This is a genomic window from Calidifontibacter indicus (assembly GCF_003386865.1).
GTDB classification, from domain to species: domain Bacteria; phylum Actinomycetota; class Actinomycetes; order Actinomycetales; family Dermatophilaceae; genus Yimella; species Yimella indica.
This window is the reverse complement of record NZ_QTUA01000001.1, coordinates 715,217-729,400: the sequence shown is the minus strand read 5'-3', so window position 1 is coordinate 729,400 and position 14,184 is coordinate 715,217. Positions and strand designations below refer to the sequence as shown.

Annotated in this window: 16 protein-coding genes; 7 read left to right on the top strand and 9 right to left on the bottom strand. The window is 69.1% G+C overall.

Annotated features, from left to right (window positions below):
- Positions 1-17 precede the first annotated feature (17 nt).
- From DFJ65_RS03430 to DFJ65_RS03415, 4 genes are all read right to left on the bottom strand, one after another.
- Complete coding sequence (locus DFJ65_RS03430) at positions 18-827, bottom strand: TrmH family RNA methyltransferase (protein WP_115921817.1); 810 nt, start codon at positions 825-827, stop codon at positions 18-20.
- A gap of 103 nt (positions 828-930) precedes the next feature.
- A complete protein-coding gene (locus tag DFJ65_RS03425) occupies positions 931-1,716 on the bottom strand; it encodes an HAD family hydrolase (RefSeq protein ID WP_115921816.1) in 786 nt (261 codons plus the stop codon).
- 90 nt (positions 1,717-1,806) lie between these two features.
- Positions 1,807-2,847: a DUF5336 domain-containing protein gene (locus DFJ65_RS17680; protein WP_211308356.1), complete on the bottom strand. Its 1,041-nt coding sequence runs from the start codon at positions 2,845-2,847 to the stop codon at positions 1,807-1,809.
- 221 nt (positions 2,848-3,068) lie between these two features.
- Complete coding sequence (locus tag DFJ65_RS03415; RefSeq protein ID WP_245949969.1) at positions 3,069-4,724, bottom strand: sialidase family protein; 1,656 nt, start codon at positions 4,722-4,724, stop codon at positions 3,069-3,071.
- A 156-nt stretch (positions 4,725-4,880) separates the two neighbouring features.
- Here DFJ65_RS03415 and DFJ65_RS03410 point away from each other — a divergent pair, with 156 nt between their 5' ends.
- From DFJ65_RS03410 to DFJ65_RS03400, 3 genes are all read left to right on the top strand, one after another.
- A complete protein-coding gene (locus tag DFJ65_RS03410; RefSeq protein WP_115921814.1) occupies positions 4,881-5,168 on the top strand; it encodes a PIN domain-containing protein in 288 nt (95 codons plus the stop codon).
- Between the two features lie 179 nt (positions 5,169-5,347).
- Positions 5,348-5,764, top strand: a complete 417-nt coding sequence (locus tag DFJ65_RS03405) for a YciI family protein (RefSeq protein ID WP_115921813.1) — start codon at positions 5,348-5,350, stop codon at positions 5,762-5,764.
- A 5-nt stretch (positions 5,765-5,769) separates the two neighbouring features.
- A complete protein-coding gene (locus DFJ65_RS03400) occupies positions 5,770-6,924 on the top strand; it encodes an RNA polymerase sigma factor (RefSeq protein ID WP_115921812.1) in 1,155 nt (384 codons plus the stop codon).
- A 43-nt stretch (positions 6,925-6,967) separates the two neighbouring features.
- On the opposite strand, the gene DFJ65_RS03395 is transcribed toward DFJ65_RS03400, so the two are convergent.
- Positions 6,968-7,378, bottom strand: a complete 411-nt coding sequence (locus tag DFJ65_RS03395; RefSeq protein WP_115921811.1) for a DoxX family protein — start codon at positions 7,376-7,378, stop codon at positions 6,968-6,970.
- A 220-nt stretch (positions 7,379-7,598) separates the two neighbouring features.
- Here DFJ65_RS03395 and DFJ65_RS03390 point away from each other — a divergent pair, with 220 nt between their 5' ends.
- Complete coding sequence (locus tag DFJ65_RS03390; protein WP_115921810.1) at positions 7,599-7,877, top strand: DUF7218 family protein; 279 nt, start codon at positions 7,599-7,601, stop codon at positions 7,875-7,877.
- 14 nt (positions 7,878-7,891) lie between these two features.
- On the opposite strand, the gene DFJ65_RS03385 is transcribed toward DFJ65_RS03390, so the two are convergent.
- The 3 genes from DFJ65_RS03385 to DFJ65_RS03375 form a co-directional block, all read right to left on the bottom strand.
- The gene (locus DFJ65_RS03385) at positions 7,892-8,350 is read right to left on the bottom strand and encodes a GNAT family N-acetyltransferase (RefSeq protein WP_115921809.1); all 459 of its coding nucleotides are present in this window, start codon (positions 8,348-8,350) and stop codon (positions 7,892-7,894) included.
- Between the two features lie 38 nt (positions 8,351-8,388).
- On the bottom strand, positions 8,389-8,988 hold the full coding sequence (locus DFJ65_RS03380; RefSeq protein ID WP_115921808.1) for a hypothetical protein: 600 nt from the start codon (positions 8,986-8,988) through the stop codon (positions 8,389-8,391).
- 167 nt (positions 8,989-9,155) lie between these two features.
- The gene (locus tag DFJ65_RS03375; protein WP_115921807.1) at positions 9,156-9,836 is read right to left on the bottom strand and encodes a DUF4386 domain-containing protein; all 681 of its coding nucleotides are present in this window, start codon (positions 9,834-9,836) and stop codon (positions 9,156-9,158) included.
- 102 nt (positions 9,837-9,938) lie between these two features.
- Here DFJ65_RS03375 and DFJ65_RS03370 point away from each other — a divergent pair, with 102 nt between their 5' ends.
- Entirely contained in the window at positions 9,939-10,628 is a 690-nt protein-coding gene (locus DFJ65_RS03370) for a TetR/AcrR family transcriptional regulator (protein ID WP_245949968.1), read from the top strand.
- A gap of 33 nt (positions 10,629-10,661) precedes the next feature.
- Here DFJ65_RS03370 and DFJ65_RS03365 read toward each other — a convergent pair whose 3' ends face one another.
- Positions 10,662-11,336 (bottom strand): hypothetical protein, encoded by a 675-nt coding sequence (locus tag DFJ65_RS03365; RefSeq protein WP_147301295.1) that lies wholly within the window; start codon positions 11,334-11,336, stop codon positions 10,662-10,664.
- Between the two features lie 115 nt (positions 11,337-11,451).
- Here DFJ65_RS03365 and DFJ65_RS03360 point away from each other — a divergent pair, with 115 nt between their 5' ends.
- Both DFJ65_RS03360 and DFJ65_RS03355 read left to right on the top strand, forming a co-directional pair.
- Positions 11,452-13,365 (top strand): sensor histidine kinase, encoded by a 1,914-nt coding sequence (locus DFJ65_RS03360; protein WP_170143979.1) that lies wholly within the window; start codon positions 11,452-11,454, stop codon positions 13,363-13,365.
- On the top strand, positions 13,353-14,003 hold the full coding sequence (locus DFJ65_RS03355; protein ID WP_115921803.1) for a response regulator transcription factor: 651 nt from the start codon (positions 13,353-13,355) through the stop codon (positions 14,001-14,003). Before DFJ65_RS03360 ends, DFJ65_RS03355 begins: the two co-directional genes overlap by 13 nt.
- Positions 14,004-14,184: the final 181 nt, after the last annotated feature.

The following is a 14,184-nucleotide window of genomic DNA, read 5'->3' as shown; positions in this document are numbered from 1 at the left end:
CGCGAAGCCGCCGGAGGTCACCGGGTACCACGCTGGCGCACCGCCTCGTAGAGCACGATCGCGGCTGAGGTCGCGACGTTGAGCGAGTTCGCGCGGCCCACCATCGGGATGCGGATGCGCGAGTCGGCGGCGTCCATCAGCTCGTCGGTGAGGCCGTACTTCTCGGTGCCGACGGCGATCGCGACCGGGCCGGTGAGGTCGACGTCGGTGTGCAGCACGTCGGTGTCCGGCGTCGCCGCGAACAACCGAATTCCGTTGTCGCGCAAATACTTCAACGTGTCGACCGTGGACGCCGACGCGACCGGCACCGAGAAGACGGTGCCCTTCGACCCGCGCACGACGTTGGGGTTGCCCCAGTCGGTGACCGGGTCGGCGGCGAGCACGGCGTCGACACCGGCGGCGTCGGCCGTGCGCAACATCGCGCCGAGGTTGCCGGGCTTCTCGACGCCCTCCGCGACGAGCACGAGCGGGTTGTCCGGCAGCGCGAGATTGTCCAGGCCGTGCCGGACGGCGGGCGCCACCGCGAGGAACCCGTCGGCACCTTCTCGGTAGGCCACCTTCTCGAACGCCGCGCGCGACAGCCGTACGACCTCGACACCGTGAGCGCGCTCGTCGTCGACGAGTTGCTGCTGGTGCTCGGCGTCGAGCATGAGCTCGGGGCAGTGGTAGAGCGTGCGCAGCCGCACGCCGGCTTCGAGCGCGAGCGCGAGTTCGTCGTAGCCCTCGAGCAGCGTGACGCCCTGCTCCTCGCGCGTGCGTCGGCGCCGCAACGACACCAGCTGCTTCAAGCGCGGGTTCGCGGCCGACGTGATCAGCAGGTCGGCCATGCCGCCTCCGGCGTCCGCACCACCGCGAATCCGCGTGAGTTTGTGGGGTTCGCTCGCAGCACGAACCCCACAAACTCACGCGGATTCGAGGGGGCGGGGCGGTTCACAGCGACTCCAGCACCTGCGCCAGGCCGTCTTCTTCGACGGTGCCGGTGACCTCGTCGGCCACGGCCTTCACGTCGTCCGGGGCCTGGCCCATGGCGACGCCGCGGCCGGCCCACCCGAGCATCTCGATGTCGTTGCGGTGGTCGCCCACGGCGACGGTGTCGGCGGCGTCGACGGCGAAGTGCTCGCGCACCTTCTCCAGCGCCGACGCCTTGCTGACGCCCGCCGGGTTGATGTCGAGCCAGGCGCTGTAGCCGACGCCGTAGTTGACCCCGTGCAGGCCCAATCCGGCTGCCAACTCGACGAATTCGGCGGCGGTGCCGGTGGGCGAACGGAAGGTGATGCGGGTGGTCGGCTGGGCGAGTTCGTCCCAGGGCACCACGTGCACCTCACCGAGCAGCTCGCCTTCGGGGAAGTGATCGCTGACCAGGTAGCCCTCGCCGATCACCTCGATCGCGACGAGTCCGTCGGGCCACGCGCCCTTGAGCCGGTCGAGCACCGGACGCGGGTCGAACGTGATGCTGTCGAGCAGCCGGTAACCGTGCGGCTCGCTGCGGTCGATCTGCGCGGTGACGGCACCGTTGGAACACACCACATAGCCCTCGGTGAGCCCGAGCATCTCGATGATCGGCACGGTGCCGGTGATCGAGCGGCCGGTGGCGATCACGACGTGGTGACCCGCCTCCACCACCGCACCGATCGCCTTGCGCACGCGATCGGAGGCGTCACCGTTGTAATGAATGATGGTGCCGTCGACGTCGAGGCCGATCAGGAGTTTCGTCACGTTGCCACTGTACGAGCAGCGGGTTCGCGGGCATGCGAAGGGCGGGGCCACCGCATTGGTGACCCCGCCCGTTACGCGCCTGGAGTTGCGCTACTTCTTGATCGACGACACGACGCCGACCGCGATTGTCACGATGCCGAGGAGCAACGCCATCCAAAGACCCCAGCCGGTGCTGACGCTCGCGGAGCTTCCGGCCGGCAGGCCTGAGGTGTTCTTCAGCTCGTCGACCTTGTCCTGCACATCCGCGAAGTCGAGGATCGCGAGCAGCGTCGCGACCGCCGCAAGTCCGGCAGCGATCCAGCCTGCCCACCGCTTGCGCATTCCGCGCAGCACACCCATCGCCGCCACGCCGACGCCGAGGATCAGGATCGGCAAGCCGAACGGGTCACGACCGTCGCTGCTGCTGTCGTTGCTGTCGGGCTGATCGGCTCCCGGGGGCAGGCCCTCGTAGGAGGTGCCGCCGAACCCGTCGATCTTCATCGTCATGTCGAGGTTGTAAACCCCGCTCGAGATCTTGACGTTGGCATTGGCCCAGGTGCCGAAGCACACGAGCGCGAGCACGACACCGAGCGCCACGAGCACCCAACCGAGGGTCTTGCCGAGGCCGCTCGCCGGCGCGCCAGTGGCGGCACCCGCGTTCGCACCGGCGTACGCCGGCTGGCCGTAACCTGGCTGATTCCACTGATTCTGCTGCGGCTGCTGACCGTACTGACCGGGCTGGTTACCGTACTGCGGCTGACCGCCCTGGCCGTAGCCCTGGTTTCCCGGCTGCTGGCCGTACGGCTGTCCCCCCGGCTGGCCGTACTGACCCTGCTGACCCTGCTGGCCGCCGTACGGCTGGTGCTGCGGCTGGCCGTACTGGCCACCCTGCTGGTTCGGCTGCTGGTGCGACGGCTGGTGCGGCTGCCGGCCGTACTGCTGACCACCCTGGCTGGACTGGCCGTACTGCTGACCGCCGTACTGCTGGCCGCCGTACTGACCACCCTGCTGGTTCGGCTGCTGGTTCGGCTGCTGGTGCGGCTGCTGGCCCTGCTGACCCGGCTGCTGCTGGTTTGCTTGCTGCGCAGCCTGATCACCGACGTTGGGCATCGCGCGGGTGGGTTCGTCCCAGCCGCCTCCGTTGTCGCTCATGTCTGCTCCCTCCCGTGGACTTCCTTCTGCAGCGAGGTTAGTGGGTGGCCCCGACGGGCCGGGACATCCCGCGTCGCGCTTGCGTCGCTGCCGAACCACCTGGCCGGCCTGCCATGTGAAACGGCGCCCACGCTCGAACGTGGACGCCGCCTCCGTACTGAACCCAAGCGGGGGGCCTTGGTCGATCATCCGGATCGGCCCTCTCGCCAAGAACCATACGCCTAGACCACCTGCACGGCTCCGGTTTCCGTGTCGAACCGGTGGGTCGTGCGCCGGTCGACACCACCGGCGGACGCGGTGAACTCGACGACCACTTCGCCGCGCGCGATGTCGGCCGGGGTCACTTGGTACGACGCGTCGAGCACGAACTCCTGCCCCGGTTCGAGCTCGATCTCGGCGGGCACGTCGGGCCCGGTGAGTTCGACGACGAGGGGTTCGTCGCCGGTGTTGCGGACGCGTCCGGCGAAGGTGAGCAGGTCGCCCGCGCGGTAGCCCGGCCGCGGCGGGCCGTAGTTGAGGTCTTGCGCCTCACGCGTTCCGATCACCTGGCCCTCGGCGCCGTACGCCTGGCCGACCTCCTTCCACGCGCGCCGGTCGACGCCCTCGACCGCGGTCGGCACGACGTGGAACTCGCCGACGTGCTGCCAGGTGTCCGGGCGGCCCGGCGTGATCGAGCGCAGTACGAGGTCGAACGCGAAGGGCCGGCGGCCGTCGGCGGGCAGTTCGCCGGCGTCGATCAATTGCTGCGCATCGATCGAGGTGAAGACGATCTCGGTGTATCCCTGCCGTTCGTAGAGCACGCCGATGCGCCCGTCGGGCAGCCGCTGCACCGTGGAGTAGGCCGACGAGCCGGCACAGATCGACAGGGTGTGCGGCCAGGTGCGTCCTTCGTCGGTCGAGAGCCGCAGCACGGTGTTGCGGCGCAGCGCGGTGTCGTGGTTGTGGCTCGCGATGAGCCAGGTGTCGGTCTCGGGGCGGGCGAGATCGAGCTGCGGGAGTCCGTCGAACCGCGCCACCGATCCGTTGTCCGACGGGTCGGGCAGATCGCGGACGGGTGTGGGCGTCGACCAGGTCTCTCCGCCGTCCGTCGAAATAGCCTGCAGGCGAACGGGATACGCGCGGCTGTGCCAGAGCAGTCGCCCGTCGGCGAGGCAGACCACCTTGTTCTCGTTCGGGTCGACACCGTCTGCGCTCGGGCCGATGAGCGACCCGAGCCGCCAGGTGTCGCCGTGGTCGTCGCTCAGCCCGCTGACCGCGCGGATCTTGCCGTCGACCAGCACCACGAACTGCTGCACCAGGCGGCCGGCGAAGGGTCCGGTGTGGATCTGAATTCCCACACCCGATGCCGCGAAGATGCCCGCCATGTTCTCGCCGGTTGAGCCGGGCGTCGCGACCTTGCGAGCAGCCCGCGTCGAAACCCCTCCGGCAGACGAAGCGGCCGCCTTCAACTCCCCCGTGATCCGCCGGTGCTGCCACGTCTGCCCGTCATCGTCGCTCCACGACAGATCGACGTGCTGCGCCTCGTCCGCCGGCTCGACCCCGACGCCCGACTCGAAGAAGCCGGCCTTCGTGCCGGCCGCGTGGAACATGAAGATCCGACCGGTTTCGTTGTCCACCAACAGACTTGGATCGCCGAACCCCTCGAGCCCGACACCCGTCCGCACCACCTGCTGCGGCTGCCAGGTGCGTCCGCCGTCGAAGCTGCGGCGCAGCAACAGGTCGATGGGGTTCGGCAGGTCGTCGAGGTTGGGGCGGCCGTCGTACGCGGCGCTCAGCGTGCCGCGCGGACTCACCGCGAGCGCGGGGATGCGGTACTGCCGGTATCCGTCGTGGCCGCGGGCGGCGACGACTCGTTCGAAGGAGGTGGACCCACTCACCGCACCGACCGTACGCCGCGTCGAGTCGCTGCGCGGATCGGTCTCGGGCCGACCAATGCCGTGATGTGCTGATGCCATCACCGAAGCGCCCATCGATTCCTGGCCGATCGAAGCGCGTGGGCAACCTGCTCGATCACGGAGTCATCACTCATTCGAATGCTGCTCAACCCCGTCATCACGGGCAGCCAACGCGAAGCAGCGGAAGCGTTGGCGGTCATGCGCGGGATGCGCGCCGACTCCCGGTGGACCTTCCTTGTCGACGACACGACACTTACGCGACCGACGGTCGACACCGCGGTGATCATGGGTCATCGCCAGGTCACCGACCTCCATCTGGTCAATCTCGCAGCAGAGTCGGGCGCCGTCCTCGCCACGTTCGATGCCGAAATCGCGGCGTGGCTGAGCCCCCGCGATCGCCAGCACGTACTCCTCATTCCGGCGTAGGACGATCACTCTCACCACTGGTGGCCGGCTCCGGACATCGAGCGCAGGATGAACGAGCTGCGCGAATCACCGGACCGCATCTGACAAAGGTCGAGGACGATGTCAAGAACGGCGATCCGGCTCCGTCTCCACAGTGAGGCGGCCACTGCGGCCGTCCGAGGCTCAGAAGGAGAACGACCATGAAGTACCTGATGCTGAAGCACTACCGCGGCGCTCCGGCCGGCGTGAACGACCACCCGATGGACGAGTGGACGCAGGACGAGATCGACGCCCACATCGCGTACATGAACGACTTCGCGACGAAGCTCACCGGCACCGGCGAGTACGTCGACGGGCAGGCGCTGGCGCCGAAGGGCGCGTGGGTGCAGTACGACGGCGAGGGCAAACCGCCGGTGGTTGACGGGCCGTTCGCGGAGACCAAGGACCTGATCGCCGGTTGGATGATCATCGACGTCGACTCGTGGGACCGCGCGGTCGAGCTCGCCGGCGAACTGTCGGCGGCGCCGGGCAAGGGCGGGCGCCCGATCCACGAGAGGCTCGAGGTGCGGCCGTTCCTCACCTCGGCCCCCGACGACCCGCAGAACTGCCACGGCTGACGTCGATGGACGAGGCCCGGCTGCGGGAGATCGTGCCCGGCGTGATCGGCGTCCTCGAGCGGCGTGGAGTCGACTTCGCGACCGCCGAGGACGCCGTGCAGGACGCCTTGGTGAGCGCCCTGAGCAGTTGGCCGACTGATCCTCCCCGCGACGAATTCGCTTGGCTGGTAACGGCTTCCTGGCGAAAGGTGGTCGACGCGGCGCGGTCTGATCAGGCGCGACGGCGCCGGGAGGAGGCGGTGGAGCGGGAGCCGGCGCCCGAGCTCGTTCCCGATGAGGACGACACTCTGCAGCTGTACTTCCGGTGTGCGCATCCGGCGCTGTCGTCGTCGGCCGCGGTGGCGTTGACGTTGCGCGCGGTGGCCGGACTGACGACGGCGCAGATCGCGCGGGCTCATCTGGTGCCCGAGGCCACGATGGCGCAGCGGATCAGTCGGGCGAAGCGCACGCTGCGCGGCCACCGCCTCGACAGGCCGGGCGACCTCGCGACCGTGCTGCGGGTGCTCTACCTGATCTTCAACGAGGGCTACGGCGGCGACGTCGATCTTGCCGCCGAGGCGATCAGGGTGACGTGCCGACTCGCTTCTCTCACAGACGAACCCGAGGTCGCCGGCCTGCTCGCGTTGATGCTCATCCACGACGCTCGACGGGCCTCGCGCACCGACGCGCAGGGACGGTTGGTACCGCTCGGCGAGCAGGACCGCTCGCTCTGGAACACCTCGCAGATCGCCGAGGGTGTGGAGGCGTTGCAAGCCGCCCTGGCGCGTGATCGGCTCGGGGAGTATCAGGCGCAGGCCGCGATCGCCGCGCTGCACGCCGACGCCCGCACCGCCGACGAGACCGACTGGCCGCAGATCGTCGGTTGGTACGACGAGTTGGTGCGGCTCACCGCGGACAGCGCGGTGGTGCGGCTGAATCGTGCGGTCGCGGTCGGCGAGGCGGACGGTCCAGCACTCTGGTTGCGCGCGTTGTCGGAGGTGCCGGCAGACACGCCGCGATGGCTCGCGGTGTCGGCCTACCTGCACGAGCAGCGAGGCGAGTTCGCTGTGGCTGCAACCGAATACGCGGACGCCGCCGATGCCGCGACAAGCACCGCGGAACGCGACCATCTGCGGCGGTGTGCCGCGCGGGCCCGCGCGGCGAGCTCGCTCGGTGGTTGAGGAGCGCGACGAAGGAGCGCGTCTCGAAACCGCGAGAAATCGCTCAGCCCGCTGCAGCCTCCCCGTCTTCGCGCTCGTCCGGCCCGTGCGTCGACCACAACGCCCAGGCCACCAACAGCGGCTGGAAGGCGAGGCGCACGGCACGTGCGGCGTCGGAGTCGAGACCGAAAGCGTCCTTGTGTTCGAGGAACTGGCTGATGTTGCCGGGGAAGACGGCGACGAAGAACGCGGCGACGACCTTGCCGACCGTCCGCTGGTTCCATCCGCTCACCAAGGCCAAACCCTGGACGATCTCCACCACCCCGGACGCCAACACGACGACGTCCTTGTCGGCGGGGAACCAGTCGGGCACCTGCGCCTGGAACTCCTGGCGGGCGAAGGACAGGTGGCCGGTGCCGGCGAAGGTGAGGAAGGTGCCGAGTGCGACGCGAGCGAGGGTGCGAGTGCTGGGCATGAGCGGCTCCGATCGGCGAGTGACTGATCCATCGTACCTAGCGGTCGAGGAGCGCCGGCACCGCCGTCCCGTGAAGCCTCGACGACTGCGTCCACCATCGTCGCCGTCGAGGTGTGCGAAAGAACGAACGGAACGACCGTCGACGGACACCACCCCATCGGGCGAACCGCCGCGGCGCCGTGCGTGGCATCGTTGAGATGTCCCCGATCAAGGAGCAGCGATGCCTGAGAAGAAGCGCGAAGACCCGGGTCCGTCGGTCAAGGACCCCGAGCTCTACGAGAAGTTGCGCGACGAGGGCGACTCGAAGGAGAAGTCGGCCCGCATCGCCAACGCGGCGGCGAACACCTCACGGGAGGAGGTCGGCCGCAAGGGTGGCGAGTCGGGTTCGTACGACGACATGACCAAGGACGAACTCATGGACCGCGCCCGCAAGGTCGGCATCGACGGCCGGTCGGACATGAACAAGGACGAGTTGATCAAGGCCCTGCGGGACCACTGATCCCGCAGCCCGGCTCAGAGGTCGAGGCGGTGCGGGATCGCACCGTCCCCGTCCCGATACGGCACGAAGCCCATCGCCGCGTAGTAGGCCAGACCGGCCTCGTTGTCGGCGCCGATGGTCGCGTCGATGTGCTGCAGGCCGGCCGCTTTCGCCGCCGCCAGCGACTCGGCGAACAGCTTGCGGCCCAACCCGCCACGGCCGGCGTCGGGGTGGATGTGCGTGCCGATGATCCCCCACCCCTCGGCGACGTCGTAGGGGTTGTCCGGCCACGCCCGCTTGAGCGACTGGAAGCCGATGACCCGGCCGTCCTGCTCGGCCACCGGGCACGCGATCCCGTAGGTCTGGTCGAGGTAGCGCTCACGGATCTGCTCGACGTCGACCGGGGTCGACCGCAGGCCGGCCCGATAGATCGCGTTCTGCACCTCCGCCATGTCGTCGGCGTCGGTCGGTGCGGCGGGGCGGATCACAGTCATGGATCCATCCTGGCCGATCAGCCGCGTCCGGAGCCGTACTACCCGTCGAACCGGGTGACCGACTTGTTGGTGAAGAAGGTCGCGCCGGTCTGGTGGTTCGTGCAGGTGACGCCTTCGATCTGCGAGGTGCAGGTGAGGGTGCCGGTCTGGATCGCGTAGCCGTACGGCAGCACCGCCATGTTGTCCTGCATCGGGAAGCCACGGCCGCGCCACCAGTCCTGCTCCTCGATCTGGGCGACGCCGACGACGTCGCCGCGGCACACCCAGCGGGCGATGTGGTCGACCTGGACGGTGGTCACCGCCGCGCCGGTGTCCACGCCGCAGAACTTCTGCGAGAAGTCCCAGTTGGGCATCTTGCCGCCCTGGCACGCGGCGTACGGCTCGACGCCCTGCTCGGCCGGCTGGTCGGACATCGCGCACAGCAGGTTGCCGGTCGGGCTGACCAACGCGACGTCCATGCCGCGGGCGTTCTTCTTGCCGGTGAGGTCGATGATCTTGATGTCGTTCGGCGTCGTCGACGTCGTGGTGGCGGTCGACGTCGCGGGCGGCAGCGTGTCGTCGGCCGACTGGCAGCCGGTCAACGTCGCTGTCGTGATGAGTGCGGCGGCCGCGACGAGGGCGGTGCGAGTGCGGTTCATGATGGTCTCCTACCGTTCGGCCTCCCCGGTGGAGACTCCGCGGTTGCGATGCCGCCCGGACCCCGGTGGTTGCGCCGCCGGCATGGGCACACCTGCCCATCGTGGTCGCGTGGCCGTGAGCCGACGCCCCCAGGAATGCCGCGATCAGCGGGTCGAAACGGACCGACTCATGCCGGAACCGCGATCGCATCACCTGTGGGAGTCCTTAGCGCCGGTGGCTTGAGACCGCGAACGAAAAGCGTTGCCGCCAAACCGATTTCCCAGGCGAACAGCGGCACCGCGAGCGCCGGCACAGGCTTGATGAGCCCGAACATGACGGCGAGGTTCATCGCAGCGACCACCACCGCGCCGCCGAGGCCGAGCCACGGCACGATGCGTGGCACCAATCGACGGCGCAGCAGCAGTGTGGCTAGCAGCGCGGCGTTGATCGGATTCAGCAGACCGGGGCCGACCAGGAAGGTCCAGTCGTGCATCAGGTGCAGTGCCTGCACGAGGTGCGCATCGAGGCCCGGCGCTGCATCGGTGGCGGGGCGGGCGACGGCGGGCAGGATCGCGACGACGCCGCTGAGGATCACCGTGGCCTCGAGGGTTCGTAGGGCCAGGTAGCCGGCCGCCACACCTTGGCTGAAGGGTCGCAGCAGCGGGTACAACGCGATCGCGGTGCCGACGACTGCCGCCGCGAGCACCACCTCGAGCAGCGCCGCGGTGAGCACCGACGTCCGCCCGGCGAGGGGGGCGTCGGTGCCGAAGGCCGACCCCCCGTAGAGCGGTAGCGCGACGACCGAGGTCACCCAGGTGATCAGGAACAGGCCCGCGGCAGCGCGAGCGGTCGGGGTGGATCTGGACATGGTTCGTCCTCCGGGAACAGGAGGTATACGGCGTACACCTCGATGCCCACAACGGTAGGTGTACGCTGTATACCTGTCAATCCGGACAGCCCGAGGAGATCAGTGCCAGCCGCCACCACACCGTTGAACCGCGACCGCGTGCTGCGCAGCGGGGTGCGTCTCGCCGACGCGGAGGGGCTCGACGCGGTGACGATGCGCCGGCTCGCCGACGAGCTCGGCGTCACGCCGATGGCGCTCTACAAGCACGTGGCCGACAAGGACGACCTGCTGACCGGCATGGTCGACGTGGTCGTCGCCGACATGGCGAGCGATGCGCCGTCCGACCCGAGCGACTGGCAGGGCGGCGTCCGAGCGGCACTGCGCCAAGCCCGGACGGTGCTCGGCCGGCACCCGTGGGCGCGGCGCGCCATCGAGTCGCGCACCGAACGCACCGCAGCCGTGCTCGACCACATGGAACGGCTCAGCGCGGTGTTCATCGGCGCGGGGTTCACGCCCGACCTCACCCACCACGTGATGCACCTGCTCGGCAACCGCATCTGGGGGTTCAGCCCCGAGCTGTTCACCGACCACGACGGACGCAGCCCCTCCGACGCCCGCACACCTCCCGGACGCGGCCGCACCCCCGACCCGGCCGACTATCCCTCGATCCTCGCGATCTCGGCCGACGCCCAGGCGCGTCGACCCGGAGCGGACGGTTGCGACGAGGACTTCGAGATGGAGTTCGCGGTCGATGTGCTCGTCGGCGGGATCGAGCGGCTGAGGGCAGACGGCTGGCAGTCGCCGCGCGGGTGAGGAGGGACCATCCGGCAAGTCGGCCGCCTGGGGTCATCGACGCCGGAGCATCACCATGGCGAAGGCAAGGCCCATCATCAGTGAGGCAACGCTGGGCAACATGTGAAGGCCCAAAGCCAGGCCGCCGATCCGGGCCACTGGGCTGGCAATCAGTGCAGCACCGGCCCAGACCGGATACCTATCGCGCTGGCGAAGCATCGCGACGCCGAGCAGAAGCGGACCCAGCAGGCCACCGATGCCGAAGACGACATAGATCAGGAGCTGCACAGAGGTCGTGTGATTGTCCGCCGCGTCGATGTACGTAGCCGGGTCCCCGCCTGAGTCGACGACTGCCATCATGATCTGTCCCTCGATGACGAGCACCATGCAGGCCACGTAGCCCGAGGCTGCCAGCCAGCCCCCGAGGCCGGCAATGATCGGCGACCGCTCTCGGAGACGGTGGGCCACGGCCCAGATTCCCGGCACCAGCAGAATGACAGCCAGAAGCCCGAGCCCGTCGCTGACCAGCGCCACGGTGCGGTGCGCGTCGATGATCTTCAAGTAGTCGGCTGTCGTCTCGTACGTCTCCTGGGTCAGCATCCAGTTGGCGAGACCGTTGACGAGGGCAAGCACCACGGAACCGCCGACTGCGGCGAAGGTGGCGAACGGTACGGCGTCGCGGATCGGGGGGCGCGCCGGCGCTGAGGCCGGGATGGTCTCGGTTGTCACATCGGCTCCTTGGGCATCGACAGGTCGGACCAGCGACGCTATGAGAGCTCGAGGAGTCAGGCATCGGTGTTCTCGCCTATTCCGCTGGCCGCCTCCGGGCGCCACCATGGGGTGCATGTCATCGGGCTCAGTGCAGTCAAAGACGATGGCCGCGTGCGCCCTTGTCGGCTTCGTCGGGTTGAGCGCCTTCGTTGTGTCACTCACGCTTACGTGGCGGGAAGAGGACTATCACGTGGAAGCGGCGGTGCGCTGGACGATGGCTGCGGCGGGTGCGCTGATCCTGGCTGTCACATCGCGCACCGGGCACAGCGTGGCGTCCGGGTTGGCGTTGTTCGTCCTCGGTACGGGTGTGCTGGCGTACCCCACGCTGTTGGGCCTGGCCGCGGCCGACGTCGGCGGTCGGCCGGTGGCCGTCCTTGCCAGTGCCGGCCATGTGCTGCCGCTGACGATGGTCCAACTTGCGCCGGTGCTGGTCAGCGGGCACGTAACCGGTCGCTCGTGCCGTGGTTGGGCAGGCGTCGTGCTCGCTGTCGCGGCAGTCGGCGCTGTGCTGACCGGTCTGGGCCTATCGGTAGAGCCGTCCGGTGGGCCACTGCTCGCGGTGGCCGGCCTGTTGTGGTTCGGCTCCTTCGCCTTGGCGCCGGTGGCATGTTGGACCGCAGTGCGAGGCACGGCCGGGCATCGGCGTCGTCGCGGGATCATTGCGGGGCTGGCCTCGCTCGTACCCGTCCTGATCATCGTGTGGTGCATAACGCTGGGTGGCCTCGGCTCCGCACTCGCCCTGGGAGGGGACCCCACCATCGCGGCGTTGTTCCTTGGCTTCTCGGTCGCCACCACAGGGTGCGCCCTGCTGTCGGTCGCGGCTCTCAGTGACGACAGTTCGCCCCTTCTGCGCAGCACCGTTGTGGTCGGTCTGATGCGTGCGATGGTCCTCGCAGTCGTCGTCCTGGTCGCATCCGGGGTGGCGCTCGCCACCATCACGCTGCTGCCCACGCGCGAGGCCGCCGTACTCATTGCAGTGGCGTTGACGGTCGTGCTCGGGTGGAGCGCGACGCGAGTCCTGCAATGGGTCGCCGGTGTGGTGGACCCTGTCGCCGAGCTGCGCTTGGAGATTGAGCGGGCGACTGGCTTGCTGGCGGGCCGGCACCGCGGGGTCGCCGAGTCCGTGGTTCGCCGCCTGCTGGGAGACCAGGGTGCCGCGCTGGCGTTCAACGTCGAGGACGGGAGGTGGGTCGACGTAGAAGGCCAGGTCTTGGCCCTGACCCCGAGTGAGAACGTTGTGCTGGCTCGGGAGCAAGACGAGGATGTCGTTCTCCTCGTCTCCGGCGACACTCGGGCTCGGCGCGATGCCGCGGCGTGGGGCGACTGTGGACTTGTCCTGGCTCCGGCATTGATGGAGGCCCGTGAGGCATGGCAGTCGGGCCGGGCCTCGGTCGCCGCCCAGGTGGAGCGGGCACGGCTGCAGCAAGACCTCCATGACGGACTCCAGGGCCGACTGCTCGGCCTTGCCTTGAACCTACAGATGAGCCGTGACTACATTGACGACCCGGTCGCCCGGTTGGCGATCTCCGAGACCGTCAGCGAGCTGAGGGGGGCGGTGCAGGACGTCCGCGCGATGGCTGGCGGGCGGCTGCCGCAAATCCTGGTCGATGACGGGCTTGGGGCGGCCGTGCGCGCGTTCGTCCAGCCCGTACGAGCACGGATCGGAACCCTCGACCTGTCGCCCGACCTGGCCGGCCGGCGACCTTTGGCGTCGGTCGAGGCATGCGCCTACTTCGTCGTGGGGGAAGCCATCAACAACGCGATCAAGCACTCAGGGTGCGACCGCATCGATGTCACGATCGCCATCCACGACGACTCGGTTGTGGTCAGGGTGAGCGACGACGGCATTGGGGGCGCCGACGTGCGTCTCGGGTCCGGGCTGCGCGGCCTGACGGAGCGAGTCCATGCGCATGGCGGGCTCTTGATCGTGTCGGACCGTGAGGAGAACGGCACCTTGGTCGAGGCGGTGCTGCCGTGCGGACGGTGATCGCCGAGGACCAAGTGCTGTTGCGCGATGGTCTCGCGCGGCTGCTTCGCTCGGCCGGGCACGATGTAGTCGCGGAGGTCGGCGATGGCCGCAGCCTCGTGAGCGAGACTGTCCGTCTGCGGCCCGACCTCGTCGTCGCCGACATCCGGATGCCACCGTCGTACGCCGATGAGGGCAGCCGCGCGGTGGTCCTTCTGCGAGACCGGTTCCCCGGACTGGCCGTCATGCTTCTCTCGCAGGCCGTCGACCCGCGAGTGGTCTCCCGGGTGACCCGCGGACGCGCGGCCGGCTTCGGCTATCTGCTCAAAGACCGGGTACTGGATTCCGGCACGTTCCTGAGGCAGCTCGAAGCGGTCGTCTCCGGCGCGACCGTGATCGATCCTGGCGTTCTTCCTGACGCGATGCGCGCCAGTGGGCGACTCCAGTGCCTGACCGAGCGAGAGCGCGAGGTACTCGGCCTCGTCGCGACGGGACGCAGCAACCCTGGCATCGCCACCGACCTTGTCATCAGCCGGCGAACCGTAGACGCCCACCTGCGCTCGATCTTCACCAAGCTGGGGATCGAGTCCGACCCCGACGGCAACCAGCGGGTGTTGGCGGTGCTCAACTGGATTGCGGCGTCTGAGCCGCTCCGGTGAGACGTGATGCGCCTCCGCGAGTGCGTCTGTCGAAGGAGTTACCGACGGTTCCGGTCGAGTGCTTCGTCGCGCCGAGCTCGCCGATCAAGGAGAACGGCCTCCTCTGACCCACCACCCGGCAGCGGGCCCAAAGATCCGTCCGAGCAGGCGGACTGGCCGCACCCGGCGGCGTCCGCACGCC

Excerpts from the sequence above, each read along its gene's own strand:
- DFJ65_RS03390 (WP_115921810.1), top strand. The coding sequence starts at position 7,599 with ATGCCTGAGAAGAAGCGCGAAGACCCGGGTCCGTCGGTCAAGGACCCC.
- DFJ65_RS03395 (WP_115921811.1), bottom strand. The coding sequence starts at position 7,378 with ATGCCCAGCACTCGCACCCTCGCTCGCGTCGCACTCGGCACCTTCCTC.
- DFJ65_RS03405 (WP_115921813.1), top strand. The coding sequence starts at position 5,348 with ATGAAGTACCTGATGCTGAAGCACTACCGCGGCGCTCCGGCCGGCGTG.
- DFJ65_RS03375 (WP_115921807.1), bottom strand. The coding sequence starts at position 9,836 with ATGTCCAGATCCACCCCGACCGCTCGCGCTGCCGCGGGCCTGTTCCTG.
- DFJ65_RS03360 (WP_170143979.1), top strand. The coding sequence starts at position 11,452 with ATGTCATCGGGCTCAGTGCAGTCAAAGACGATGGCCGCGTGCGCCCTT.
- DFJ65_RS03380 (WP_115921808.1), bottom strand. The coding sequence starts at position 8,988 with ATGAACCGCACTCGCACCGCCCTCGTCGCGGCCGCCGCACTCATCACG.
- DFJ65_RS03430 (WP_115921817.1), bottom strand. The coding sequence starts at position 827 with ATGGCCGACCTGCTGATCACGTCGGCCGCGAACCCGCGCTTGAAGCAG.
- DFJ65_RS03400 (WP_115921812.1), top strand. The coding sequence starts at position 5,770 with ATGGACGAGGCCCGGCTGCGGGAGATCGTGCCCGGCGTGATCGGCGTC.
- DFJ65_RS03410 (WP_115921814.1), top strand. The coding sequence starts at position 4,881 with ATGCTGCTCAACCCCGTCATCACGGGCAGCCAACGCGAAGCAGCGGAA.
- DFJ65_RS03385 (WP_115921809.1), bottom strand. The coding sequence starts at position 8,350 with ATGACTGTGATCCGCCCCGCCGCACCGACCGACGCCGACGACATGGCG.
- DFJ65_RS17680 (WP_211308356.1), bottom strand. The coding sequence starts at position 2,847 with ATGAGCGACAACGGAGGCGGCTGGGACGAACCCACCCGCGCGATGCCC.